The sequence below is a fragment of the Acinetobacter sp. CIP A162 genome (assembly GCF_000367905.1).
In the GTDB taxonomy this organism is placed as follows: domain Bacteria; phylum Pseudomonadota; class Gammaproteobacteria; order Pseudomonadales; family Moraxellaceae; genus Acinetobacter; species Acinetobacter lwoffii.
In genome coordinates, this window is record NZ_KB849159.1 from 224750 (window position 1) to 247314 (window position 22565).

21 protein-coding genes and 1 tRNA gene are annotated in these 22565 nt (G+C 43.9%); 10 read left to right on the plus strand and 12 right to left on the minus strand.

Annotated features, from left to right (window positions below):
• Window positions 1-9: 9 nt before the first annotated feature.
• Window positions 10-324, minus strand: coding sequence for an Asp-tRNA(Asn)/Glu-tRNA(Gln) amidotransferase subunit GatC (gene gatC / locus F995_RS07380; RefSeq protein ID WP_004279359.1), 315 nt, complete (start codon window positions 322-324; stop codon window positions 10-12).
• 132 nt (window positions 325-456) lie between these two features.
• Here gatC and F995_RS07385 point away from each other — a divergent pair, with 132 nt between their 5' ends.
• The 6 genes from F995_RS07385 (at window position 457) to F995_RS16780 (ending at window position 5208) form a co-directional block, all read left to right on the plus strand.
• Complete coding sequence (locus F995_RS07385; RefSeq protein WP_004279360.1) at window positions 457-1503, plus strand: rod shape-determining protein; 1047 nt, start codon at window positions 457-459, stop codon at window positions 1501-1503.
• 16 nt (window positions 1504-1519) lie between these two features.
• Window positions 1520-2377: a rod shape-determining protein MreC gene (gene mreC / locus F995_RS07390; RefSeq protein WP_004279362.1), complete on the plus strand. Its 858-nt coding sequence runs from the start codon at window positions 1520-1522 to the stop codon at window positions 2375-2377.
• Window positions 2364-2855 carry a rod shape-determining protein MreD gene (gene mreD / locus F995_RS07395; protein ID WP_004646219.1) on the plus strand — a complete coding sequence of 164 codons (492 nt, stop codon included), beginning with the start codon at window positions 2364-2366 and terminating at the stop codon, window positions 2853-2855. The genes mreC and mreD overlap by 14 nt, the downstream gene beginning before the upstream one ends.
• Window positions 2843-3409, plus strand: coding sequence for a Maf-like protein (locus F995_RS07400; RefSeq protein ID WP_004646220.1), 567 nt, complete (start codon window positions 2843-2845; stop codon window positions 3407-3409). The genes mreD and F995_RS07400 overlap by 13 nt, the downstream gene beginning before the upstream one ends.
• Window positions 3410-3447: 38 nt before the next feature.
• Window positions 3448-4902, plus strand: coding sequence for a ribonuclease G (rng, locus tag F995_RS07405; RefSeq protein ID WP_004646221.1), 1455 nt, complete (start codon window positions 3448-3450; stop codon window positions 4900-4902).
• Window positions 4903-5034: 132 nt separating this feature from the next.
• Entirely contained in the window at window positions 5035-5208 is a 174-nt protein-coding gene (locus tag F995_RS16780) for a PA1571 family protein (protein ID WP_004646222.1), read from the plus strand.
• 158 nt (window positions 5209-5366) lie between these two features.
• Here F995_RS16780 and F995_RS07410 read toward each other — a convergent pair whose 3' ends face one another.
• Both F995_RS07410 and F995_RS07415 read right to left on the minus strand, forming a co-directional pair.
• Window positions 5367-6749, minus strand: coding sequence for a WS/DGAT/MGAT family O-acyltransferase (locus tag F995_RS07410; protein WP_004646223.1), 1383 nt, complete (start codon window positions 6747-6749; stop codon window positions 5367-5369).
• Between the two features lie 464 nt (window positions 6750-7213).
• Window positions 7214-7948: a phosphoadenylyl-sulfate reductase gene (locus F995_RS07415; protein WP_004646224.1), complete on the minus strand. Its 735-nt coding sequence runs from the start codon at window positions 7946-7948 to the stop codon at window positions 7214-7216.
• Between the two features lie 204 nt (window positions 7949-8152).
• Between F995_RS07415 and thrH the strand changes: the two genes are divergently transcribed.
• On the plus strand, window positions 8153-8770 hold the full coding sequence (gene thrH / locus F995_RS07420; protein ID WP_004646225.1) for a bifunctional phosphoserine phosphatase/homoserine phosphotransferase ThrH: 618 nt from the start codon (window positions 8153-8155) through the stop codon (window positions 8768-8770).
• Between the two features lie 74 nt (window positions 8771-8844).
• On the opposite strand, the gene F995_RS07425 is transcribed toward thrH, so the two are convergent.
• From F995_RS07425 to F995_RS07440, 4 genes are all read right to left on the minus strand, one after another.
• Window positions 8845-10065 carry an OmpP1/FadL family transporter gene (locus tag F995_RS07425; protein WP_004646226.1) on the minus strand — a complete coding sequence of 407 codons (1221 nt, stop codon included), beginning with the start codon at window positions 10063-10065 and terminating at the stop codon, window positions 8845-8847.
• A gap of 313 nt (window positions 10066-10378) precedes the next feature.
• Window positions 10379-11809 (minus strand): outer membrane protein transport protein, encoded by a 1431-nt coding sequence (locus tag F995_RS07430; protein ID WP_004646227.1) that lies wholly within the window; start codon window positions 11807-11809, stop codon window positions 10379-10381.
• A 337-nt stretch (window positions 11810-12146) separates the two neighbouring features.
• A tRNA-Arg gene (locus tag F995_RS07435) sits at window positions 12147-12222 on the minus strand.
• 88 nt (window positions 12223-12310) lie between these two features.
• Window positions 12311-13666: an amino acid permease gene (locus tag F995_RS07440; RefSeq protein WP_016806906.1), complete on the minus strand. Its 1356-nt coding sequence runs from the start codon at window positions 13664-13666 to the stop codon at window positions 12311-12313.
• A 332-nt stretch (window positions 13667-13998) separates the two neighbouring features.
• On the opposite strand from F995_RS07440, the gene prpF reads away from it, so the two are divergent.
• Both prpF and F995_RS07450 read left to right on the plus strand, forming a co-directional pair.
• A complete protein-coding gene (gene prpF, locus F995_RS07445) occupies window positions 13999-15189 on the plus strand; it encodes a 2-methylaconitate cis-trans isomerase PrpF (protein WP_004646230.1) in 1191 nt (396 codons plus the stop codon).
• A 224-nt stretch (window positions 15190-15413) separates the two neighbouring features.
• Window positions 15414-16322 carry a polyprenyl synthetase family protein gene (locus F995_RS07450; protein ID WP_004646232.1) on the plus strand — a complete coding sequence of 303 codons (909 nt, stop codon included), beginning with the start codon at window positions 15414-15416 and terminating at the stop codon, window positions 16320-16322.
• A gap of 83 nt (window positions 16323-16405) precedes the next feature.
• Here F995_RS07450 and putP read toward each other — a convergent pair whose 3' ends face one another.
• The 5 genes from putP to F995_RS07475 form a co-directional block, all read right to left on the minus strand.
• Window positions 16406-17896 carry a sodium/proline symporter PutP gene (putP, locus tag F995_RS07455; RefSeq protein WP_004646233.1) on the minus strand — a complete coding sequence of 497 codons (1491 nt, stop codon included), beginning with the start codon at window positions 17894-17896 and terminating at the stop codon, window positions 16406-16408.
• A 213-nt stretch (window positions 17897-18109) separates the two neighbouring features.
• On the minus strand, window positions 18110-18964 hold the full coding sequence (locus F995_RS07460) for an SPFH domain-containing protein (protein ID WP_004279377.1): 855 nt from the start codon (window positions 18962-18964) through the stop codon (window positions 18110-18112).
• Between the two features lie 12 nt (window positions 18965-18976).
• On the minus strand, window positions 18977-19450 hold the full coding sequence (locus F995_RS07465; RefSeq protein ID WP_004279378.1) for an NfeD family protein: 474 nt from the start codon (window positions 19448-19450) through the stop codon (window positions 18977-18979).
• Between the two features lie 102 nt (window positions 19451-19552).
• On the minus strand, window positions 19553-20470 hold the full coding sequence (locus F995_RS07470) for a patatin-like phospholipase family protein (protein WP_004646234.1): 918 nt from the start codon (window positions 20468-20470) through the stop codon (window positions 19553-19555).
• Between the two features lie 63 nt (window positions 20471-20533).
• Window positions 20534-21163: a 1-acyl-sn-glycerol-3-phosphate acyltransferase gene (locus tag F995_RS07475; RefSeq protein ID WP_004646235.1), complete on the minus strand. Its 630-nt coding sequence runs from the start codon at window positions 21161-21163 to the stop codon at window positions 20534-20536.
• Between the two features lie 137 nt (window positions 21164-21300).
• On the opposite strand from F995_RS07475, the gene F995_RS07480 reads away from it, so the two are divergent.
• Window positions 21301-22539: an MFS transporter gene (locus F995_RS07480; protein ID WP_026055762.1), complete on the plus strand. Its 1239-nt coding sequence runs from the start codon at window positions 21301-21303 to the stop codon at window positions 22537-22539.
• Window positions 22540-22565 lie beyond the last annotated feature (26 nt).

The following is a 22565-nucleotide window of genomic DNA, read 5'->3' on the forward strand; positions in this document are numbered from 1 at the left end:
GGGTAATAATTACTCAATCACGCGTGGGACGAGATACAAACCGTCCTGTACAGCAGGTGCAACTGCTTGGTATTCCTCACGATGATTGCTTTCCGACACGACATCTTCACGTAAAGGCTGTGGGTGGTCGAAAGGGCTTTTCAGTGGTTCAACACCGTCGGTATTGATGCCTTTCAGGGTTTCCATCATGCCTAAAATTTTATTTAAACTTTGAGCATATTCAGCAGATTGCGTATCATTGAGAGATAACCTTGCAAGGTTGGCAATGGCTGAAACTGTTTCTGCACTTAAATCTGCAGAATGCTGTGCATCCGATGTAGACATAATATTACCTAATCAGTATTAAAAAAATTCAAATTATCATGCGTTATGATAAGCGATTGACTTGTCCAAATCATCACATTTAGTTAAAGTGGCCACCTTGCGTCCATATAAAGTTTAACTGAGAACGTCCCCGTGATTCTAAAACGACTAATAGGCTTGTTTTCGCCCGATCTTGCCATTGATTTAGGTACAGCAAATACACTTATTTATGCGCCAGGACGAGGCATTATATTAAATGAACCGACGGTTGTAGCCATCCGTCATAGTGGTTCACATAAAATTGTTGCGGCAGTCGGTCTTGAAGCGAAGCAAATGCTAGGTCGTACCCCAGCCAATATCTCAGCGATCCGTCCTATGAAAGACGGTGTGATTGCGGATTTTGAAGTCACTGAGACCATGCTGAATCAGTTTATTCGCAAAGTACATGAAAACCGTTTATTTACTCCGGCACCGCGTGTCGTGGTTTGCGTGCCATGTAAATCAACCCTTGTTGAGCGCCGTGCCATTCGTGAAGCCGTGTTTAATGCGGGCGCACGTGATGTACGTTTAATCGAAGAGCCGATGGCAGCAGCGATTGGTGCAGGTATGCCAGTTGAGCAAGCCTGTGGTTCGATGGTGGTTGATGTGGGCGGTGGTACCACTGAAATTGCGATTATCTCGTTGCAGGGTTGTGTTTATGCAGATTCGTTACGTATCGGCGGTGATGTATTTGATGAGCAGATCATTAACTATGTGCGTAAAGCGCATGGCTGTGTGATCGGCGAAACCACGGCTGAAGTGATCAAAAAAGAAGTGGGTATGGCGTTGCCAGATGAAGGCGCTAAACCGCTTGAAATTGAAGTTCGTGGCCGTAACCTCGCAGAAGGTGTGCCTCGTGCGATTGTGGTCAATTCAGACGAAGTGACCCAAGCGATTTCTGATCCATTGCAAAACATCGTGTCTGCGGTGAAATCTGCTTTAGAACATACCCCTCCTGAGCTTTCTTCGGACATCGCTGAACGTGGTATCGTGTTAACCGGTGGTGGTGCATTGCTACGTAATCTTGACAAACTGCTTGCCAAAGAAACTGGCCTGCCAGTGGTAGTGGCAGAAGATCCACTATCATGTGTGACTCGTGGTGGCGGCAAGGTACTCGAATTTTTCGACAACCCAAATCATGACATGTTATTCGTAGGCTAAGAAAAGGATTCGGCGGGTGCAAGCACATCTGTTTTCTCGACAACCGCCATCTTTTCGCTCTTTTATCATTGCATTGGTAACATGCTTGGTGGTGCTTTTCTTTGATTGGCGCATGCCGCATGTTGTTCAACCTGCAAGGGATGTCCTGTACGCTGCTTATAATCCTATTTATGCGGTGGCCAGCTATCCGGTATTGTCGCGAGAGTGGTTGAATCAACAAACCAAGTCTGAAGCTCAATTGCGTCGGGAAAATACCGCGATGCAGGCCGAGCTGTTACAGGCACAGGTACGCTTACAAAAAATCTCTGAACTTTCTGCTGAAAATACCCGTTTGCGCGGTCTATTGGACACGCCGCTGATCATTGATGGACGTATTGAAATTGCCGAAGTGATTGGCACCGATGCCGATCCATTACGGCATATTATCGTGATCAACCGTGGTTCGAATAACGAGCTGAAAGTCGGGCAAACGGTACTGGATGACAAGGGGATCATGGGGCAGATTATCAATGTCTATCCGCATAGTAGCCGGGTCATGCTGTTGTCTGATAAAGAACATTCACTGTCAGTGCGCCTGGAACATACTGGGATGCGTGCCATTGTCTCGGGTACGGGTGATCTGGGACGTTTAAAAATGGAATATGTACCGACCAGTGCCAATATCAAGGTCGGTGAAAAAGTCTATAGTTCGGGCTTGGGACAACATTTCCCGGCAGGTTATCTGGTGGGGCAGGTGTCTAAAGTACAACGCCATAATTCTGGTGAATTTGCCCAGATTGATGTGACGCCTGCGGCTCAACTCGCCGGTGGACATCATGTCGTAGTGTTATTTTCCGATTCATTAGCGATGGAGCAACCGCATGTCAATCGCTAAGATGAAATCCAGAAAGCATCGTGATCCTTTAATGGCTATTGTCATTTCGGTGATTGTGGCTTCTATTTTAATGGTCTATCCACTTTCCTATAATCTCTCGGGCTGGCGTCCGCTGTTTATGCTGATGATCATGCTCTTCTGGGTGTTATGTCAGCCAACCTGGTGCGGGATCTGGTTTGCCTTTGGCACCGGTATTTTTATTGATCTGTTGCTGGATGCACCTTTGGGTCTGAATGCGCTGAGCTTTATCATTATTGCCTTTTTAGCTCGCTTTCTGACCCGTGAACGCCGTATCCTGACCTTTAATAATCTCTGGGTGATTATGGGGCTGGCGATTGTCGCATATCTGCTGATGATCTTTTTTACCCAGATTATAGCTGGCGTGCAATTTTCTTATGCACGGCACTGGATTCCGATGGTGACCAGTATTCTGGTTTGGCCTGCTATTTATTATATGCTCAAAAAATGGCGCATATAATTCTAGCTTCGAGCTCACCCCGGCGTCGCGAGTTATTGCAACAACTCGGGCTGAGCTTCGATATTTACAGTCCCGAGATCGACGAATCTGTACAAGCAGGCGAGTCGGTCGCAGCCTATGTTGAACGTCTGGCACGAGCCAAAGCAGATGCCGTGGCTGAGTATTATCCAGATGCCATCATCATTGCTGCGGATACCAGTCTGGGGGTGGATCAGGAGATTCTGGGTAAGCCTGAATCCAAACAACATGCGATTGAAATGTGGACAAAAATCTCCGGTCGATGGCATGATGTCTATAGCGGTGTCTGTGTTCGTACAAAGCATGAAAAATACAGTATAGTGGTACGCACACAGGTCGAATTTCAAATCCTGAGCGCCGTAGATATGGAAAGTTACTGGGCGACAGGTGAGCCACTGGGTAAAGCCGGGGCTTATGCGATTCAAGGAATTGCAGCACGTTATATTCCAAAAATACAGGGCAGTTATTCCAATGTGGTCGGCTTGCCTTTATATGAGACAGTACAGTTATTACAGACGGTTAAGGCACTAAATTAACTGCTGAAAAGAATTCTTATAATGTTTTGAGTGTAGTTATGTCTGACGAGTTGTTGATTAATGTCACGCCGATGGAATGTCGGGTCGCGTTAATTGAAAACGGCACGGTCAATGAACTGTTTGTCGAGCGTACGGCCAAGCGTGGCCTGGTAGGGAATGTCTATAAAGGAAAAGTGGTGCGGGTCTTACCCGGCATGCAGGCTGCTTTCGTGGATATCGGACTTTCTCGTACTGCGTTTTTACATATCAATGATATGGTCTGGCCCCGCAATCAACCGACGCCGAATGTCTTTGAGTTACTTCAACCGGGACAAGTCCTCACGGTTCAGGTGATGAAAGATATGCTCGGTACCAAAGGCGCACGCCTGTCTACCGATCTGTCGATTCCTTCGCGTTATTTGGTGCTGATGCCATATGGCAATCATATAGGTGTATCACAACGGATTGAATCTGAGGAAGAGCGCAATCGCTTGCGTTCCATCATTGAGCGGATTCAGGCAGAACATAAGCTGCCGGGTTCAGTGATTGTGCGTACTGCGGCAGAAGGGATTGAAGAAGAAGCCATCGCACAGGATATGGCTTATCTGGCCAAGCTTTGGGAATATATCCAGCGCAAGCAGAAGATTATTGCAGTACCATCTTTGATCTTTGAAGAATTGCCTTTGCCGCAACGGGTGATTCGTGATCTGGCCAATGAAGAAACTGCTAAAATTTACGTGGATTCACGTGAAATTCATGCCAAGTTGCAGGAATTTGTCGAAGAATTTGTCCCGAACATGAAAGACCGTTTGCTGCATTATCCGGGCGAGCGGCCAATTTTCGACTTGTATAATGTCGAAGAAGATCTGCAAAAGGCATTGCAAACTCGTGTCGCATTGAAGTCTGGCGGTTATCTGATGATTGACCAGACTGAAGCCATGGCCACAATTGATGTCAATACCGGTTCTTATGTTGGTGGCCGTTCGTTGGAAGATACGGTTTTTAAAACCAATATGGAAGCGACGGATGTTATCGCGCGTCAGTTACGTCTGCGTAATCTCGGCGGCATTATTATCATCGACTTCATCGATATGCAGGAAGCGCAGCATCGTGAAGAAGTGATGAAACAGTTTGAGCGCATGTTAGAACGTGACCACGCCAAGACCAAGATTACTCAGGTATCAGAACTGGGCTTGGTGGAAATGACCCGGAAACGCACCCGTGAGTCGCTGGAACATCTGCTGTGCGAGTCTTGTCCGACCTGTCAAGGACGCGGTTATGTCAAAACAGCCGAGTCAGTATGTTACGAAATATTCAGGGAGATTCTGCGTTATGCTCGTGCTTATGAGTCACAGAGTGGCTTTACTGTCGTTGCGCATCCGGCTGTTATTGATCGATTATTGACGGCAGAAGCGCCTGCAGTCGCTGATCTGGAACATTTCATTAATCGCGTGATTAAGTTCCAGGTGGAAAATCTGTATACGCAAGAGCAATACGATATCATTCTCAGCTGAAATTGTAACAGAATATCGTTAAACACTTGTTACATCTGAAATTTTACAACAGGGCCTTTATTTACAATACTAGATGCATGAATTAGCCAAAGCCGTTTCTTCCAGTTTCAGGCTTAGCAAAAGGAGTGTGTGATGAGTATGAGTAAAGCAGTAATCCATAAAGGCCTAAAACACGTATTAGAACCAAAGACTGTACATGCGGGATATATCGTTGATGAGCGCGGTAATGAAGTTCAAATTACCGCGAGCATGATCCGTAACGTCTGCCATCAATTATTACAACAGTGCCGTACTATTAAAAGCTGATTGCATTTGTGCATTGTTTCTAACTTGTCAAAAATAATTTAAAAAGATTTCAAAAATAAAGAAAAGGGACCAGATCGGTCCCTTTATTCTGTGCTCAAAGACTGGCAAAAATGATCAGCACCTTTGGCAGCCCATCTATCTTATTTATTCATCCGCGGCTAGCTTACCGCCCGTAACTTTGGGACAGGTTCGCCATCTACAATAAGTTCAAAACGTTGAATTTCTTCTTCCAGATGTGTCAGCAAGTTCTGCATTTTCGGCAGGGCATTACGACATGCAGTTAAGCCGACTTCCAGTTTGTCTAGATAGCTGGTCATGGTGATATTCAAGGCCTGACCATCCAGTACGATAGAAGCCGGATAAAGTGCTTCAAGACGTGCACCATTCCAGTAAAGGGGCTCTTGTGGTCCAGGTACATTGGAAATAATGACGTTAAACGCCTGACGTGTCGGCATTAAACCGGAGGCAATATTCAGACCTGCTGCACCGTAGACAAAGGCACTATAGTTCAAAATCTGGTTGGCATTCATACGTTTGAAGCGTTCTTTGGCACTCAGTACACTACGGCGTACGATCTTGAGACGTTCCAGCGGATCTTCTTTATGCGTACCCAGATTGGCCAGAATCATGGTAATACGGTTGGATATATCTGAATCGTCACTGCGAACAGAAGCTGGAACCATAGCAATTAACGGTTTTTTCGGTAAGGCATTTTGCGATAATAAATATTCACGTAATGCACCTGAACAAATGGCCAGGACGATATCATTAATGGTCACGCCCAATGCCTTAGAAATATGACGTAAACGTGAAAATTCGAAAGACTGGGCTGCAAAGCGACGTGAAGCACTGACGCGTTGATTCAGAATACTGCTTGGCGCCTGAAAGCTGGATACATAATCCGGATTGCGTCCCATATCTTTCATGACGGTTTGCGACAGTTCATAAGCAACTCGTGGCGCACATTCCAGTTGCCCCTTAATGGTCTGCAGGACATTTTTAAACCTGTTCACTTTAGGTGCTTTCAGGCGTTTAGCACGTGGCCCTTCTACACACCACGGCGGTACAATACTCTTGGCATGGGGGTCAAATGAAAGTGATTTTTCTACCAGACGCATGCCGGCAATCCCATCTACCATGGCATGGTGAATTTTGAAATACATGGCAAAACGGTTACCTTCAATACCTTCAATAATATGACAGGTCCATAAAGGTTTGGCACGATCAATCAGGGCACTATGTTCTTGAGAAATATAGGTCAGCAATTCACGGATACGGCCCGGTTTTGGCAGGGCGATATGACGAAAATGATGATCTAAATCAAATTCTTGGTCTTCATCCCAAAACAGGCCGTTTAAATAATTGTTAAAAGGTGGGATTGGAGAGCATTTCGAATTTTGGATATCCGTGACTAGATCCTGAATAAAGGAAGCTGGCGCATTGTCGGGAATTTGGAATAAAAATAGTCCACCTACATGCATAGGCTGCTGCCGTTTCTCTAAAGTTAAGAAAATAAAATCAATTGGATGTAATGGACGCATAGCGTGGATTGCCTCACTGCATTCTCTATGGCTTTTTTGCTAAAAGGCCTTGTTAGAATTATTACTTTAGTTTTTAAAGTATATCTTTTTTAGCATATAAATGAACTGCTTTATCTTGCCTCAACTGTGAAAAAGTGGCTATTGACAAGAACAAAATATCTTCCTAAGTTTATGAAATGTGAAAATTTTAGTTTTAAAATAGATTTCTAAAAATAGTATTTTCTAGGCGAAGTGGAGTGTAACTTAATAATTATGTGTTATTAGAAGAATAGCATTGTGTTCAATTTCACATTTTATGCAAATAAATCAATGAGCTAAAATTTTATCAATTCTTTAATTAAAATAATATTATCCCGATAAAAGGTAATTTCTATCTTGTCACTAAATGTAAAATTATCAATTAAAAAAGACTATCTTTATTAAAAAAATAGCCTTTCAATCAATAGGAGCGATAAAACTTAACTTTATTTTTTTAGATTGCCAGCATGTAAGCCACATTCTTTATGGGTGGCTTCTTCCCACCACCAGCGGCCTTCGCGTTCATGCTGATTTGGCAGCACAGGGCGAGTACAAGGTTCACAGCCGATAGAAACAAAACCTTTCTCATGCAGGGCATTATAAGGGACTTCCATCATACGGATATAACTCCAGACATCTGCACTGGACCAGTTGGCTAGAGGATTGTACTTAATCAACTGCTTTCCAGGACCGGAGAAACCTGGATCTGCCTGAACCACAGGAATTTCATTACGGGTACCCGGGCTTTGGTCTTTACGCTGACCGGTAATCCAGCCATCCAGCGTGGCCAGTTTTTTACGCAGTGGTTGAACCTTGCGTATACCGCAACATTCTTGATGGCCATCTTCAAAGAAACTGAATAAACCTTTTGTCGTCACTAGATTTTGCACGTCTGCAGTTTCGGGGAAGCAGATTTCAATCTCGATATTATAATGCTTACGCACCCGCTCAATAAACTGATAGGTCTCTGCATGTAAACGTCCAGTATCCAGACTGAATACCCGGAATGGTTTACCCAGATGAGAGGCCATATCAATCAATACAACATCTTCGGCCCCAGAAAATGAAATCGCAATTTCACCTTGCTGGCTCAGTGCAAGTGCCAAGATTTCATTAGGCGATTTATCTGCATATTCAGATGCAAGTGCATCAATACGATCAATAGTAGGAATGATGGTCATGAGAGTCCTGGCGATATAGGCTTGGAAAGGACATGGCCTATATTAATTAATTTCACATCTATTTTAATAGAATTGATTTAGTTGACTTATCACTAAAAAATAAATACTTATGAAAAAAATAGATTTAAAAAAGTACAGTGCAAAATCTATTTCTTCAGCTATGATAGTGCAAAATTTTTTCAATACAACTCAGAGGGAATGTTCATGGAAGTCGTATGTCTAGATTTAGAAGGCGTGTTGGTTCCAGAAATCTGGATTAACTTTGCCAAAAAAACCGGGATTAAAGAGCTTGAAGCGACGACTCGTGACATTCCTGACTATGATGTACTGATGACCCAACGTCTGAATATTTTAAAACAGCACGGTTTAGGCTTGAACGATATTCAGGAAGTGATTGCAGAAATGGGGCCGTTCCCAGGAGCAAAAGAATTTGTGAAATGGGTGAGTACGCATTTTCAATTAATTATTCTTTCAGATACTTTCTATGAATTTGCACATCCATTGATGAAGCAACTGGATTGGCCGACGATTTTCTGTCATAAACTGGAAACAGATGAAGCAGGCATGATCTCGGCTTATAAACTTCGTCAGCCGGACCAAAAACGTCAAGCCGTAAAAGCATTACATGGCTTGAACTTCCGTGTGATTGCAGCAGGAGATTCTTATAATGATACCACGATGCTAGGTGAAGCAGATCATGGTTTCCTATTTGATGCGCCTGAAAATGTGATTGCTGAATTCCCGCAATTCCCGCCAATTCGTGGTTATGATGCGTTAAAAGAAGCGATTCGTAATGCTTCAGTACGTGATATTCCAGCTTAATATTTAAGTGTATGTAATAAAAGAAAGGGCGCTTATAGCGCCCTTTCTTGTTGAATACTAATTTTTTAACGCAATTAGAAACGGTAACCGATTTTCATACCATAGCCGATTGCATGGTTGTCTTCAAAGCTACCTTTTACTTCACCACCTGTTTGTGCTTGTGCATCTCCTAGCCAGAAGTATTTAACCCCAGCCTGGATAAAATAGTTTTCTGCAGGGCTGTATTGGCCGCCTAGACCGACACTCCAATAACCTTCAGTTGGACCCAAGGTGGTTACCGGGTTTCCTGCGCCAGAGTCATAACCTACAGCAGCAGAGCCTGACCATTTAACGTTAAATTTATGACCTAAACCCACATTTGCAGACCATTGATCATCTGAATAATCGACAAGATTCTGCTGTTTTCCGGTGAGTGCGCCAGTTAGCTGAGATAAATAAGCAGGTTTTACTGCAAACTGATCCCAATGTACCCAGCGAATATTAGCAAAGGCTAAGGTATTTTTTGCAATGCCTGACTGTAAGTCAATGTTGACTGATTGTGGTGTAGTAATTTCCGCTTTATGGTAAGTTGGAATTACTGGTTTACCTAATAATGTGCCAGTTAATCCAGGAATATATAAAGCCCCATCTGTACCAAAACCGAAGGTTTCTGTGGTATCTAATTCATGTTTAATTTCAGAGCGATAAGTCACAGCAGCTTTTAAGGCAATTTCAGGAATAGAATATGCAAAACCAGCTAACCAACCGTAAGCTTCACTTTCTTTAAGGTCAATATCATAACCGCCAAGAACTTGCGGGCCTCTATAAGCTGTACCACGTAGGGAGACTTTCGCCTTTACGCTTTGATAGACAGGTCCGGCATAAACATTCCAGTTCTCATTTGGCTGATACCCTATAAGTGCTGTAATGCTATTGGTTTTTACTTCAACAGAAGTGCCTTCCAATACACCAGTATTGGTATTTACTGTAGCAAAAGCATTAGATTCAGGCGCATATTGAGAGTCAGCTCCAAATGGCTGGTCATAAAGTAAACCCAGAGATATTTTATCAGTTGCCTGAATTTTTATAGCAGCAGTAGGGAAGTAGTAATCTTCAGCCATATCGCTGACTTTATTGCCGGCATTGTCTTTACCTTGAACTTCTGGATCTAAAACAGAAATACCTGCTTCCGCATAGTTACCCGGCTGTAAAAAAGCAGAAATAGATTGACCAGAACGGTCTAAGCCAGCTGCTTGAACTGCAGAAAGAGGTAAAGTGCTAAGTACAATAGCAGAATAAATTTTATTGAGCTTCATGGTACGTTCCCTGATGCCATCTGTAACAAAAATGTGCAGGAAAAGTAACATAATTTTAAAAAGAGTAAATACTCAGCTCTGTTGAAGAAATGAACTAAGGCGGTTAAGGAAAGGGCTTGATTAGAGTTTTTATACTAATTTTATTGGTATAAATATATGAAAAATATCAGATTAAATTAACTTTAAATAATGTGAAAGGATTGAAGTTCTATTAATTTTAATTGGTGCTAAAATAATCGAATGATATGCAAGTGTATAAAATTAGAGTTAAAAAATAAAAACCACTCGAAAGTGGTTTTTATTTAATCAGAGCTTAGAAGCGATAGCCGATTTTCAGACCATATGCCCATGCATCGTTATCTTCAAATTCAGCAACATACTCAGGACCACCAGCTTGTGCACCAGTTTGTGCTTTTGCATCACCTAACATGAAGTATTTTACACCACCAGCAATGAAAGTGGCTGGGGTTGGGCTGTATTGAAGACCTAGGCCAACATTCCAGTAACCTTCAGTTGGACCAAGTGTAGATACAGGGTTGCCTGCACCAGAATCCCAACCTACTGATACGTTACCAGCCCATAGGTCATTAAATTTACGGCCTACACCTACAGTTGCTGAAATTTGGTCATCTTCATATTCAACCAGATTAAAGCCATTTGGACGACCTATTAGAGGGCCTACAGCTTCACTTACATTGCCAAATTGGTAAGGACGAATAGAAAAGTTTGACCAGTCTACCCAGCGTACATTAGCGAAAGCTACAGTATTTGCCATTACACCTGTTTGGAAATCCAAGTTTACAGATTGAGGTGTAGTAATTTTGGTTTTTCCAGAATCATCTAGAGTAGCAAGCTGAGCAGGAGAAACACCTAGACCACCTAATACAGTTGTTAGTAAAGGGAAGTTTAAAAGTGATAAGTCTTCAGAAGCTGAAATATCATGGTCAATTTCTGAACGATAAGTTACAGAAGCTTTTAAAGCAATATCTGGGATTTGGAAGGCTAAACCTGCTAACCAGCCTGTACCACTTGTTTCTTTAAATGTCGCATCATAACCATTGAAAAGGCTATATGCTTGACCGCGTAAGCTTAGATTCCCTTTAACGGTTTGATAGACACCACCACCATAGATATTCCAGTTTTCAGTCGGTTGGTAACCAAAAACTAAAGATAGGTTTTGAGTATCTACTTCAACTTTAGTATTGCCTTCGCCTAAGAAATTATTACCTGCAGCAAGTGCTCCAGTTAACTGTTGAAAAGCTGGACTACTTCTAACTTGTGCTTCAGCACCTGCTAGCGTTTGTTCATTTACTGGTGCTCCTAGGGCTTCAAGAGCTGCAACTGCTCTAGCGCGTACAATATTGTTTATTGCACCAGTTGATAAGATAGTGTCTGTACCTGGGTTTGAAGTAAAGACATTAGTGCCTTGGTATTCAGCATCAGCACCATATGGTTGATCATATAAAATACCAACTGAGAATTTTTCAGTAGGTTGAAACTTTAATGCTGCACTTGGGAAATAGTAATCACCAGCCATATCATCAATATTACGGCGTGTTTCACTTGTACCAGCTTCTTTACCAGATACATCTGGGTCTAGGACAGAAATACCTGCTTCAAAATAATTACCTGGTTGCAGGAAGGCCGCCATTGATTGGCCTGAACGATCTAGAGCTGCTGCAAAAGCACCCGTCATTGGTACAGTTGCAAGAATCATTGCAGTAGTTAATGTTTTTAATTTCATTTACGTCTTTCCTTGAGGTACAAATTTATATCTAGCGTTGTTGTTTGCACTTATTAAATTCTTGGAGATTTCGGGTATTTATCCGCAATCATTTGTTACTCCATGTGACAAAAATAGCACAATTAAAATAAGAGTAAATGCTCTAGAAAAAACTAATTAGTCTAAAAAAGCATCAAAATAGAGTTTTTACACCAAAAAATAGCCTCATTTTGAAATAAGTATTTGAAAGTAAAAGAAATAAAATAATGAAGAAAAAATGATTTTTTGTATAAAAAATATTCTAAAAATATGAAGATTAACGCTAATTTTTTGAAGTATAGATCACATTTTGAAAGGATGGTGCGCCCTGCGGGACTCGAACCCACGTCGGTCGCTTAGGAGGCAACTGCTCTATCCAGTTAAGCTAAGGGCGCGAAAAGAAGGCTATTGTACTGTAAAAAATACAAAAAAAAGTTATTGCCGAAGCAATAACTTTTAAGGACTCATAGCTACAGGAGTTGTCTAGGTATTTTTAGGCTTAAGTAACTTAAACAGACCCAACATAATCACAATCCAGACTGGAATCATATAGACCGATTCCTGGAAACCTTGTGTCCACATGATATAAAGAATAGTTGCGATAAAGCCCAGTACCAAGATGTTGCTTGCAGGTGACCACAGAGCAGGGAACGATGTTTTCTGTCCGAGCTTTTTCATGCTCTGAATAAACTTCAAATGAGTTAGGGTGATCATAGCCCAGTTCAAGACCAATGCACCGACTACGATGTAAATCAGATGACTTAAAGCATCTTCAGGCACGAAGTAGTTGAGTAGTACACAGCCGAAAATCAGCACGGCAGAGAACAATACAGCAGGAATTGGCGTACCTTGCTTATTCACTTTCATGAAGACTTTCGGGGCATTTCCTTGCTGCGCTAAACCATACAGCATGCGGCTATTGGCATACATCCCGCTGTTATAGACAGACAAGGCAGCTGTTAAGATAATAAAGTTCAGTAAGTGTGCTGCCCAGCCAATACCCAATTGACTGAAAATCATCACAAACGGACTTTTATCCAGACCGCCGAGTTCCAGCTGATTCCAAGGCACCAGCGATAACAGAATCGTCAATGCACCAACATAGAAAATCAGGATACGGAACACCACCTGATTAATCGCTTTCGGAATGGTTTTTTCTGGATTTTCAGCTTCTGCCGCAGCCATGCCGATCAGTTCAATACCACCGAAGGCGAACATCAGGAAGGCCAGCATGAAGAACAGGCCTTCAAAGCCATTCGGGAAGAAGCCACCCGCAGTCCATAAATTACTGAACGATGCAGTTGATGAAGCATCTGCGGTTAAGATCAGATATAGCCCGAACACAATCATCGAGATGACCGCAGTCACTTTAATGATCGAGAGCCAGAATTCCGATTCACCGTAGAATTTCACATTGCCGAGGTTGACCAGCGTAATCAAGATAAAGAAAAACAGTACCGATGCCCAGGCTGGAATATGCGGCCACCAGTAGTTGATATATTTCGCAACAGCGGTGAGTTCGGTCATGGCCACCAGGATATACAGAATCCAGTAGTTCCAACCTGCAAGGAAACCGGGGAATTTGCCCCAGTATTTATAAGCAAAATGGCTGAATGAACCTGCGACCGGTTCATGAACAATCATCTCACCCAATTGACGCATGATTAAAAATGCAATCAAGCCACCAATGGCATAGCCCAAAATAATAGAAGGACCCGCAGATTGGATCACCTGTGCGGAACCTAAGAATAAGCCTGTGCCAATTGCACCGCCCATGGCGATCAACTGAATATGACGGTTCTTTAAGCCACGCTGAAGTTGTGAAGACTCGTTATTCAAAGTGTTCAGCCCGACAATGGAAAATGATAAGTGGCTGATTGTAATTGATCAGACTAAAGAAGCCTAGTCCATCCTAAGAATGAAATATTGTTGGAGGAGTAATAAAAAATATTCATATAAATAACTGAAATAAAATATAAATGAATCAATATATTAATTTTATTGAAACTGTTACTGATGAGTTCTCTTTTTTCTTGGATAAAATACAAATGCCGTTTTTTTATACTAAGGTCTGGCAGTCAAGCAGTTCTGCTTTCAACATACTATACTTTGAATATAAATATTGAATAACCCGTACGAAAACAAAGACAAGTCAAAGGATGAAATAATTCATGAGTTTTGCCGCCCAAATCAAGATTCCTGCAACCTATATGCGTGGAGGCACCAGTAAAGGTGTTTTCTTTAAGCTGGATAACCTGCCTGTAGAAGCACAACAGCCGGGCCGGATTCGTGATCAGCTTTTGCTGCGCGTGATTGGTAGCCCCGATCCATACGGGAAACAGATCGACGGTATGGGTGGTGCCAGTTCCAGTACCAGTAAAACGGTGATCCTGTCAAAAAGCCAACACGCTGATCATGATGTCGATTATTTATTTGGTCAGGTGTCAATTGACCGTCCTTTTGTGGACTGGAGTGGCAACTGTGGCAATCTGACCGCGGCAGTAGGTGCATTTGCCATTTCCAATGGTCTGGTCGATGCCGAACGTATTCCTGAAAATGGGCTGTGCACGGTACGTATCTGGCAGGCCAATATTCAGAAAACCATTATTGCACATGTGCCGATACAGAATGGACAGGTGCAGGAGTTGGGTGATTTCGAACTGGATGGCGTAACCTTTCCTGCTGCCGAAGTGCAGATCGAGTTTCTGGATCCAGCCGATGACGATGCTGAAGGCGGTTCAATGTTTCCAACAGGTAATCTGGTCGATACTTTGGAAGTTCCCAATATTGGCAGTTTCGAAGTGACCATGATTAATGCCGGCATTCCGACGGTATTTTTGAATGCTGGAGATCTCGGTTATAAGGGTACCGAGCTTCAGGATCATATCAATAATGACGTGGCAGCCCTGACAAAATTTGAGACAATTCGTGCCTATGCAGCGAAGCAGATGGGACTGATTCAGGATATTGCCGAAGCCGTAACCCGACAACATACTCCAAAAATTGCCTTTGTTGCACCACCGAGTAGCTATACCTCTTCAAGTGGCAAAACTGTCACTGAATCAGACACCGATATTCTGGTTCGTGCCTTGTCTATGGGTAAACTCCATCATGCCATGATGGGTACGGCTGCGGTGGCCATTGGTACGGCAGCTGCTATTCCCGGAACATTGGTGAACCGGGTCGCAGGTGGAGTAGAGCGTGAAGCAGTGCGTTTCGGTCATCCTTCCGGGACGTTGAGAGTGGGTGCACAAGCAAGTTTTGAAAATGGTGAGTGGAAAGTGAAGAAAGCGATTATGAGCCGTAGTGCCCGTGTCTTGATGGAAGGCTGGGTGCGCGTACCAGAAGATGTTCTCGTTTAAATGCTGTGCATACATTTAGCCTGAATAAAACCACCGGTTCTGCGGTGGTTTTTTATTGTTTAAAATCTCTGACTTGCTTATTTGATGTTGAATAGCGAATTTCAGCAGAACAATACGATTTATGGCTGAAAATTCAAGGCATTTCTAGGTACAATGCCTGATCAGCGTACAGGCATTTATTCGCTTGTCATTTTATTTTTCTGGACTACGTATTCGAGGCGAATGTGTCATCTATTACTGACGTATCAACCCATGCACTCACTCAAGCACAACACCGCATTCAACAGGATTTATTGACCGCTCTGGAAGCCTTTGCCATTCCGGAACCGTTAAGGTCGGCAGTCCATCATGCTGTGATGCTTGGCGGTAAACGAGTACGTCCAGCGCTATGCTATGCCACCGCCGCATTAAAGCCGAACCAGAATAGCGCTGCAGTGCGCCGTGCAGCGGTTGCGATCGAGTTTATTCACTGCTATTCACTGGCCCATGATGATCTACCATGTATGGACAATGATTTGCTGCGCCGTGGCCAACCGACCTGTCATGTGGCTTATGGGGAAGATACAGCATTGTTGGCAGGTGATATCCTGCAGTCTATGGCTTTTGAAATTTTGGGTAGCCGTCTGTTTGATCAGGGGCCAGCGGTAGAAGCTTCCATTGTACTGAAGCAGATGCAGATTCTGGCAACCGCTTCTTCGAAAATGGTGAATGGTCAGGTTTTAGATTTGCAGTCTGAAGGCAAAAAAATCGATCAGCAAGCACTGGAAAATATTCATCGCAATAAAACCGGTGCTTTGATTAGCGCCGCGATCATGATGGCGGCGGTGACAATCTTTGAAGGCACCGATCTGGCCATTCCTAAATTACGTGAGTTTGGACAGGCGATTGGTCTGGCTTTCCAGGTACAGGACGATATTCTGGATATTATTTCCGATACCGAAGTCTTGGGGAAAACCGCAGGTAAAGATGAACAGGTAGAAAAATCGACTTATCCGGCATTGATGGGTCTAGAGCAGGCCAAAGCCTATGCCCAGCAATTACATGATCAGGCGATCAATGCCTTGAACCATTTTGAAGGTCAGGCGGAAGAGTTGATGCAAATTACCCAGTTCCTGCTCACGCGCAAAAGCTGATTGAAAAATTATTTTTCTAAAAAATTTTAAAGGAACCGCATAAAAAAAGAGGACTTGAAGTCCTCTTTTTAGTTGATACAGAATTATTTACTTTCGTTATACAGGCGTTCAGCTTCTTCAAAACGGTCAGTAATTTCTGCTGTTGGTGCTTTACCCATCAGACTCACCACCACAATCGCCAGCATTGAACAGATAAAGCCAGGAACGATTTCATACAGACCAGTGTCAGCAAACAGGTTCTTCCAGAAAATAACCACGACTGCACCAACGATCATACCCGCCAAGGCACCATTCAAGGTCATACGTTTCCAGAACAATGACAGGATAATCAATGGACCAAAAGCGGCACCAAAACCTGCCCATGCATAAGCCACCAGACCCAGCACTTTAGATTCAGGATTACCCGCCATCCAGATCGCCAGCAAGGCAATCAGCAGTACCATCAAACGTCCAACCCAGACCAGTTCTTTTTGCGAGGCATTTTTACGCAGGAAAGATTTATAGAAGTCTTCTGTCAAAGTGCTTGAACAGACCAAGAGCTGACAGCTTAAAGTACTCATTACTGCCGCCAGAATCGCCGCCAGAACTACACCTGCAATCCATGGGTTAAACAGGATTTTGGTCAGTTCCATAAATACGGTTTCAGGATTGGCATTCACCACGCTTGCCAGTTCTGGATGCTGCTCGAAATAAGCAATACCGAAGAAGCCGGCTGCGACTGCACCGCCCAGACACAGAATCATCCAGGTCATGCCAATACGACGTGCATTTGGAATGGATTTGACTGAATCTGCAGCCATGAAGCGCACCAGAATATGCGGCTGGCCAAAGTAACCCAAACCCCAGGCAAGCAGGGAAATAATTGCAACAAAGCTCAGATTACCCAGAATATTCATTGCTTGAGGACGAGCAGCTTCCAGTGCCAAAGTCACCTGGGACATATCCGAGAACGCCATCAACGTCACGATTGGCGTCAGCAACAGGGCAAAGATCATCAGACCGGCCTGAATGGTATCGGTCCAGCTCACAGCCAGGAAGCCACCAATAAACACATAGCTGATGGTGGCAATGGCACTGATCCAGAGCGCAGTGCTGTAAGACATGTCAAACATGCTTTCGAACAGACGCGCACCTGCAACCATGCCGGAAGCACAGTAAATCGCAAAGAAAATCAGAATCACGAAAGCCGAAACAATACGCAGGATTTTTTTCTGGTCGTTAAAACGATTCGAGAAATAATCCGGCAGGGTCAGGGCATTGTGCTGGACTTCGGTATGCACCCGCAGACGACCAGCGACCAGTAGCCAATTGAGCCAGGCACCAATGATCAGACCGATGGCAATCCACATCTCAGACAGACCAGAAAGATAAATCGCACCGGGCAGACCCATCAGTAGCCAGCCACTCATGTCGGAAGCCCCTGCAGAAAGTGCAGTTACGAAACTCCCTAAACGTCGGCCCCCTAAGATGTAATCGGAAAAGTTGCTTGTCGCGCGATAAGCCATTAGGCCGATCACCACCATTGCGACAATATAGAAAAGAAAAGTAATTAAGGTTGGATTTAGGGAGCTCATACGGTATCCATTTTTAAGTTGGACAGTAGATCGAAACAAGGAATAAGATAGCTGCGAAAAGCTTTAATCCGAAAGCCAGGCAACATCAAATCCAGTAGATTTCAAAAATAAACGCGAAATTTAACCATAAATTCACATTTTTTGCTGAGATTTTCTTGCGCGAATAAAAATAGGCAACCCTCGGGCTGCCTATGTATAAAGTCAAAAGATAAATTAGTTAGGGCGACCCATGACACCGCGGATCGTATTTAACACATCGGCTGGAAGGACCACGGTCTTGGCATTTGGCGACTTGGCCATATCCTGCATGGCTTTAATATACTGTTCACCCAGTAAATAGGCGACCGGAATTTCATTATCACCAATGGCAGAAGTCACCATGTCAATTGCACGTTGTGAAGACTCAGCCAGAACCACTTGCGCTTCGGCATCACGACGTGAGGCTTCCAGACGGCCATCCGCTTCCAGAATTGCGGCCTGTTTTTCACCGTCAGCTTTGGTGACGGTTGCACGACGCTGACGTTCAGCAGCGGCCTGTTCTTCCATCGCGGTCTGCATGGTGATTGAAGGTTTAATATCTTGAATTTCTACAGTTTTTAAGGTAATACCCCAATCCGAAATATCATCGGAAATACTGGATTTCAAGCGTGCCTTAATATGATCACGCGAAGACAGGGCATCATCCAGATCCATTTCACCGACAATCGAACGCAGTGAGGTTTGTACCAGGTTCTGAATCGCCCAGGAATAGTTTTCAATCCCGTACACGGCTTTTTCTGGTGTGGTCAGGTTGATATAGGCCACGGCATTCATCAGCAAAACCGCGTTATCACGGGTAATCACTTCCTGTGAGGGAATATCCAGAACGATATCTTTGGTTGTGACTTTATAGGCGACTTCATCGACATAAGGAATGACAAAATTCAGACCCGGATTTAGCGTGGTGTGGTATTTACCCAGACGCTGTACGATCCATTTGTAGCCTTGCGGCACAATCCGCACACCTTTAAAAATGGTAATCGCAACAAAGGCCAGAAACGCGATAACAATGATAGAACCACCAGACATAGCTTATTCACCTTATTGATTTTGATAATTCGTGCTGTGGGGTTGTACGACCAGATCATTACCCAGAATATCCACGACGCGAACGCGATCTCCGACTTGAACTGGGTCCAGAGTTCGGCATTCCCATTCATCCGAACCTAAAACTGGCATCGGAAAACGCACCCGGATTTGCCCATGATCCAGATTGATCTGAATCACCATGCCCACTTGACCAATGGTCGCCTCACGCGACAGACCGGCTTTGGTCTTGTCAATGGAAAGCGGTTTGATAAACTTGAACCAGAGCAGCGTACACAGTACAGAAAGTACGATCCAGGTCAGGAGCTGGGTCGTCAGTCCCATCATCGGGAACATCCAGTACAGGACGCCAACCATGATGGCACCGATCCCGAACCACAGGGCAGCAAATGCGGGCAGTAGTAATTCCGATAGAATCAGAAGGATGCCTAATACAAACCAGTGCCAAGGTTCAAGAACTAATTCCATATCGTGACCTATATCGCTAAGTATTTAATTAATCATCATCTTTATATGATTGATCTTCAATGTAGCAGATGCGGCCGCAGATGAATATAAAAAATTCATGCATCAAAATTTTGCCGGACGTGGCGGTTTAAATGCCGCGGGAGACTGCTTGAAGTTGCTAATGGCTTTTTCAATAGTACGGATTTTCAGCTGAGCAGCCTTTTCACCTTCCAGAATGGTCGCATTACTGGCTTTCAGGTCTAAAGTACCAATATGGCCGACTTTGGGCTGGATCACCACATTGGCCTGACTCAGTTCCTCATGAATGCTTTGCTGTCCCATAATATTCAGGGTCTGGTCTAGTACGCCCCACATATTTAGAGCCTTATTACCATCCGGACGGGCAGAAATATCCACGGCAATCACAATGTCTGCTCCCATATCTTTGGCGGTCTTGACCGGAATCGGACTGACCAGACCGCCATCGACATATTTGCTTCCACCAATCACTGCAGGCACAAACACATTCGGAATGCTACAGGAAGCACGAACTGCCTGTCCGGCATTGCCTTTAATAAAATCTGCCTTGCGGCCATTGTCCAGGCGAGTGGCAACTGCAGCAAAACGAATTGGGAATTGTTCAATTGGTTTGTTCGCTACATTCTTATTGACGAAATCCTGCAATTTTTGCCCAGCAATAATCCCTTGCCGGTTCAAGGTTAAATCGCGGATATCCGATTCTTTAAAATTCAGGGCAATCTGCTGTAACTGATAAGGCGATTTACCACTGGCATATAAGCTACCGACAAAACTGCCAGCACTGGTTCCGGTGACAATCTTCGGTTTGATGCCGTGTGATTCGAGCACTTTAATGACGCCAATATGGGCAAAACCTTTGGCACCGCCACCACCGAGGGCAATGGCGACGACAGGTTCACGGGCTTTTATTGGCGTGGCAGGCGTGGGTGTTTTAGTGGCTTTGTCACAGGCTGCAAGACTGAATCCAAGACAGCCGATCAAGGCATAACGGGCTAATTTCATTATAAAAACTGGTGATTAAATCAACAAAATTCAGGCTATCACATCAAAAAAAGCCGTATTTGCCTAGTCTTTTTTCAAAAGCTTTTGTAACGGCTTGGCCACCCAGTCAGGATTTTTGGCTGAGAATTTACCTTGATAATGCTGATAAATCTGTTCCAGGTCATATTCATAATCACCAGTCAGATGGTACACGCCCAGGATATGAATGGTCTTGATATCGTAATCAAAGGAAAACATCACAATCGGCAAATGGGCTGCCTTGGCAATATGATAAAAACCGCTGCGAATTTTTTCTGGTGCTTTACGTGAACCTTCCGGTGCCATACCGACCCAGATCTGTTCTGATTTTTCAATGATGTCTACAATCTGTCGGGTATGACCTTGCGGACTATCGCGCACCACCGGAACGACGCCAATCCATTCCAGAACCGGCTTCAGTGGTGTGCGGAACAGGCTGTCTTTACCAAAAATTGTAATCTGTATACCGAGACCGAGCAGGGCGTTAAAACCCAGCCATGCATCAATATTGGAAGTATGCGGAGAAATAATCGCGACTGCTTTAGCTAAGTCTGGAAATTCGCCTTCCAGATGCCAGCCTTGGGCCAAAAAAAGCTGCCTGAAAAAAGTCCGGCTCAACTTGCTGCCGCGGGCCGGGACATGTGGCGATAGCCGAGGGAAACGTGTTTGGGTCATTGCTTCTGTCTCTTCCTGAAACTAATTTTTCTTTATTTTTGATTATATTAGACTGTTGTAAAATCCGGATCATTGGCAAAATGTATGGCATCTTAAATGCCGTTAATGCATTTTCACCTAAAGGACTTGGCCTGCATATGCGGAATATCTATATCTTACTGTTTTCGCTGTATTGGGCACAGGGGCTTCCGGTCGGATTTATGACACATGCCTTGCCGGTCATTCTGCGGGCTGAAGGGGTATCGCTGGCGCATATCGGGGGCTTTGGCCTGCTGATGATACCTTGGTCGATTAAAATATTCTGGGCACCTTGGGTTGATCGGCACGGATCGAGCGCCCAAGGTCATTACCGTAGCTGGATTATTCCCTTGCAATGGCTGTCAGTTGCTGTATTGATTGGGCTCTCATTTCTACCGATTCAGGCCTTGAATCAGCCGCTGTATTTACTACTGTTTTTTATCACGCTTTTATTGATGAATGGTATTGGCGCCACGCAGGATATTGCCACCGATGCACTGGCGGTCAATATTCTGAAAAATGAACAGCAACATTGGGGTAATACCTTTCAGGTCATCGGTTCACGACTGGGATTTATTGTCGGAGGTGGAGCAGTATTATGGTTGCTCGATCTGCTGCAATGGCAAGCCACCTTTCTATTATTGGCCGCTCTGGTCTTTATTAATACTTTACCCATTTTACTTTTTAGAGAACCTCAGCATTCAAAAATTATCACGCCAGCTGATAAACGACCTGCATTCAGCAATATAAAAACCTATTTTCAATACTTCTGGTCAGATTTAAGCTTGGCGAGGTGGCTTCTGGTTTTACTGACCTTTAAAATCGCCGATGGTTTATCCGGGCCTTTATTAAAACCGTTAATGGTAGATCTCGGACTGAGCTTTAGCCAGATTGGTCTTTATGTCACCATGCTGGGAGCCATGGCTGCCTTGATTGGGGCAGGACTGGCCGGTTGGTGTCTGAAGTACTGGTCGCGCAGCTCGAGTTTGATCGTTTTCTCAATTCTAAAAATATTGGGCTTAATGGCCTACGCCTGGCTGGCTGCCCAGTATGAAACCCAAAAAAAAGTAGAAAACTGGATGATATATCTGATTAATGCCGCCGAAGACATGATCTCTGCCATGCTTTTGGTGGTCATGCTGACCTTGGTCATGCAATACAGTCGCAAGTATCTGGCCGGTACTGATTTTACCTTTCAGGTGGCGCTGATGGCCACGGTAAGTGGGGGACTTTATAGCCTGAGTGGCATTTTTGGAGATGCTTTAGGCTATCAAAATTATCTAAACCTGATCGTGATCATAGCAATTTTCAGTTTAATTCCAATTTTCCGATGGATGAAAGTTGCAGAAAAAGTATAAAATTTCTAAATAATCAACTATTTGGT

Excerpts from the sequence above, each read along its gene's own strand:
- gatC (WP_004279359.1), bottom strand. The coding sequence starts at position 324 with ATGTCTACATCGGATGCACAGCATTCTGCAGATTTAAGTGCAGAAACA.
- mreD (WP_004646219.1), top strand. The coding sequence starts at position 2,364 with ATGTCAATCGCTAAGATGAAATCCAGAAAGCATCGTGATCCTTTAATG.
- F995_RS07400 (WP_004646220.1), top strand. The coding sequence starts at position 2,843 with ATGGCGCATATAATTCTAGCTTCGAGCTCACCCCGGCGTCGCGAGTTA.
- rng (WP_004646221.1), top strand. The coding sequence starts at position 3,448 with ATGTCTGACGAGTTGTTGATTAATGTCACGCCGATGGAATGTCGGGTC.
- F995_RS16780 (WP_004646222.1), top strand. The coding sequence starts at position 5,035 with ATGAGTATGAGTAAAGCAGTAATCCATAAAGGCCTAAAACACGTATTA.
- F995_RS07410 (WP_004646223.1), bottom strand. The coding sequence starts at position 6,749 with ATGCGTCCATTACATCCAATTGATTTTATTTTCTTAACTTTAGAGAAA.
- F995_RS07415 (WP_004646224.1), bottom strand. The coding sequence starts at position 7,948 with ATGACCATCATTCCTACTATTGATCGTATTGATGCACTTGCATCTGAA.
- thrH (WP_004646225.1), top strand. The coding sequence starts at position 8,153 with ATGGAAGTCGTATGTCTAGATTTAGAAGGCGTGTTGGTTCCAGAAATC.
- F995_RS07425 (WP_004646226.1), bottom strand. The coding sequence starts at position 10,065 with ATGAAGCTCAATAAAATTTATTCTGCTATTGTACTTAGCACTTTACCT.
- F995_RS07430 (WP_004646227.1), bottom strand. The coding sequence starts at position 11,809 with ATGAAATTAAAAACATTAACTACTGCAATGATTCTTGCAACTGTACCA.
- prpF (WP_004646230.1), top strand. The coding sequence starts at position 13,999 with ATGAGTTTTGCCGCCCAAATCAAGATTCCTGCAACCTATATGCGTGGA.
- putP (WP_004646233.1), bottom strand. The coding sequence starts at position 17,896 with ATGAGCTCCCTAAATCCAACCTTAATTACTTTTCTTTTCTATATTGTC.
- F995_RS07460 (WP_004279377.1), bottom strand. The coding sequence starts at position 18,964 with ATGTCTGGTGGTTCTATCATTGTTATCGCGTTTCTGGCCTTTGTTGCG.
- F995_RS07465 (WP_004279378.1), bottom strand. The coding sequence starts at position 19,450 with ATGGAATTAGTTCTTGAACCTTGGCACTGGTTTGTATTAGGCATCCTT.
- F995_RS07470 (WP_004646234.1), bottom strand. The coding sequence starts at position 20,470 with ATGAAATTAGCCCGTTATGCCTTGATCGGCTGTCTTGGATTCAGTCTT.
- F995_RS07475 (WP_004646235.1), bottom strand. The coding sequence starts at position 21,163 with ATGACCCAAACACGTTTCCCTCGGCTATCGCCACATGTCCCGGCCCGC.
- F995_RS07480 (WP_026055762.1), top strand. The coding sequence starts at position 21,301 with ATGCGGAATATCTATATCTTACTGTTTTCGCTGTATTGGGCACAGGGG.